This is a genomic window from Sulfitobacter sediminis (assembly GCF_040811725.1).
In the GTDB taxonomy this organism is placed as follows: Bacteria; Pseudomonadota; Alphaproteobacteria; order Rhodobacterales; family Rhodobacteraceae; genus Sulfitobacter; species Sulfitobacter sediminis.
This window is the reverse complement of record NZ_JBFNXX010000075.1, coordinates 1-2,054: the sequence shown is the minus strand read 5'-3', so window position 1 is coordinate 2,054 and position 2,054 is coordinate 1. Positions and strand designations below refer to the sequence as shown.

The window sequence follows — 2,054 nt, the reverse complement described above, 5'->3', positions numbered from 1 at the left end:
CAGCACCCGATGGCGCGCCAAAATCGGCTCTGAAATTACCTCTTGCGCACGGGGCGGTTATACATGTTGCACAAATCGGAGCGTGACGGCACTTCCCCTTTCCCCGGACGGATTTAGCCTACGACCTCAGTAACAGGTATGCCAAGAGCGGTGTACTTGTTGAGGGCGGCAACACGGATTTGGATTTCTGCGACCTGGCGGTCAAAGTCCCGAGCCATGAGGCTCTGCCCCAGCAACTTCACACAGTGCATCTTGGTTTCGACACGGCTTCTTCGGTGATATCCGCTCCACCGTCGCCAAATGGCGCGGCCGAGATATCGTGATGCGTTGACGGCCTCGTTGCGGGCTATAGCACCGGCGCTGGTGGGTTTCCAAGGCTTGGCATTCTTGCGCGGAGGGATGACAGCATGGGCATTACGGGCAGCAATCACGTCATGGCATTTGCGCGTGTCATAAGCACCGTCAGCAGTCACTGACCCGATAGTCTGATCGGCTGGGATTTGATAGAGCAACTCGGGCAACATGGGCGCGTCACCGACATTGCTGCTGGTGACTTCGACGGCGCGAACTTCCAGCGTTTCTTCGTCGATCCCGATATGTATCTTGCGCCAAATCCGGCGCTTCGGGCCGCCATGCTTACGGGCGTTCCACTCGCCTTCACCCTCAGCTTTGATGCCCGTGCTGTCGATCAGAAGGTTCAGCGGGCCGGTGCCTCCGCGATAGGGCAGGCTCACGTTCAGGGTTTTCTGGCGGCGGCACAGGGTGCTGAAGTCTGGCACCGACCAATCCAAGCCGATGAGCCGCAACAAGCTTTTTACAAAACCGGTTGTCTGCCGGAGGGGCATCCCGAACAGCACCTTCAGCGTGAGGCACGCCTGGATTGCAGCATCACTGAAGCTCTGTTGTCGTCCACGCCTGCCGCTAGGCGGCGGCACCCAAACCATCTCAGGATCAAACCAGATCGACAGCGATCCGCGTCGCTTCAGGCTGTCATTGTAAGCCGACCAGTTCGTGGTCTTGTACTTTGTAGGGGCCCAACTGCTCATGCCCTCCAGCTATCATGCTGGATTCGCGAGATGAATCCCTAGCGGGATTTGTGCAACAAAGCCGCGTAGAGCGTTCAAATGAGAAAGATGCATACAGGTAGCCTAAAGGTTTCCTTTAGTGCAGCCAAATGAAATCACGCGTGCAAAGCAATCGCACCCACCCATACTGAGCATTGGGGCACAGGATGTCGCCACGAAAACGGAGCTATTGGGAAGACGCAACATGTTCACGCTTTATTGGGAATATCTGGCAGGCTCGATTGTGGTGCAGTCAGTACTTGAAGAAATTGGTGCAGAATATCGACTGCACTACGTGGACATGGGCGCTGACGCACATCGGACTCCAGATTTCCTGCGTCTAAACCCAACCGGCCGGATACCGGCTCTCGGCTACGCGGATCGCAGGACGATTGGAGAGACCGCTGCAATTGTTACGCTGCTAGGCGAGATATTTCCTGAGAGTGGGGTCGCTCCAGCGCCCGGCGATGACAGCCGCGGAGACTTTCTGTTTTGGCTAAATGTCATGACGACCTCAGGCTACATGACTGCGGCACGCCTCGGGCACCCCGAGCGCTATGCGAACAGCAGCAAAGCGATCGAGGAGGTCGGCGCAAAAGCAGCTGTCGACTACGACGCCTTCTTCGATGTCATGGAGGATGCGATTGCGGGCGATCCCTACTTCTTGGCGAGCGGTCTGACCGCACTGGACTTTTACGTCACAATGCTGACCGAGTGGCATGCCGACAAACAGTCTCTCTTTGGCTCACGACCCAAGCTCAGCGCGCTTTGCAAATCTGTGAATGAGAGCCGTTCCTACAAGGCCGCAATGGAGACACATGCACTGCCGCCGACCTGAGGATCCGAGCGGTCAATCGTTGCGGTTTGCTCCAGTAGCTACTTTGCGGGATGGGGTGGATGGCTCCTGCTCCACCGGCGTCGCAATGCGCCATAATGCAGTTGTCACGAACTGCTAGGAGAGGAGCCACCCAATGCAGGTTACAACAATCG

The 2,054-nt window shown here is 57.0% G+C and carries 2 protein-coding genes; one reads left to right on the top strand and one right to left on the bottom strand.

Annotation, left to right across the window (positions count from 1 at the left end; translation table 11 throughout):
* Nucleotides 1-113: 113 nt before the first annotated feature.
* Nucleotides 114-1,046: an IS5 family transposase gene (locus AB2B41_RS23180; RefSeq protein ID WP_367880197.1), complete on the bottom strand. Its 933-nt coding sequence runs from the start codon at nt 1,044-1,046 to the stop codon at nt 114-116.
* A gap of 223 nt (nt 1,047-1,269) precedes the next feature.
* Between AB2B41_RS23180 and AB2B41_RS23175 the strand changes: the two genes are divergently transcribed.
* Complete coding sequence (locus AB2B41_RS23175) at nt 1,270-1,902, top strand: glutathione S-transferase family protein (protein WP_367880196.1); 633 nt, start codon at nt 1,270-1,272, stop codon at nt 1,900-1,902.
* The last annotated feature ends 152 nt before the right edge of the window (nt 1,903-2,054 follow it).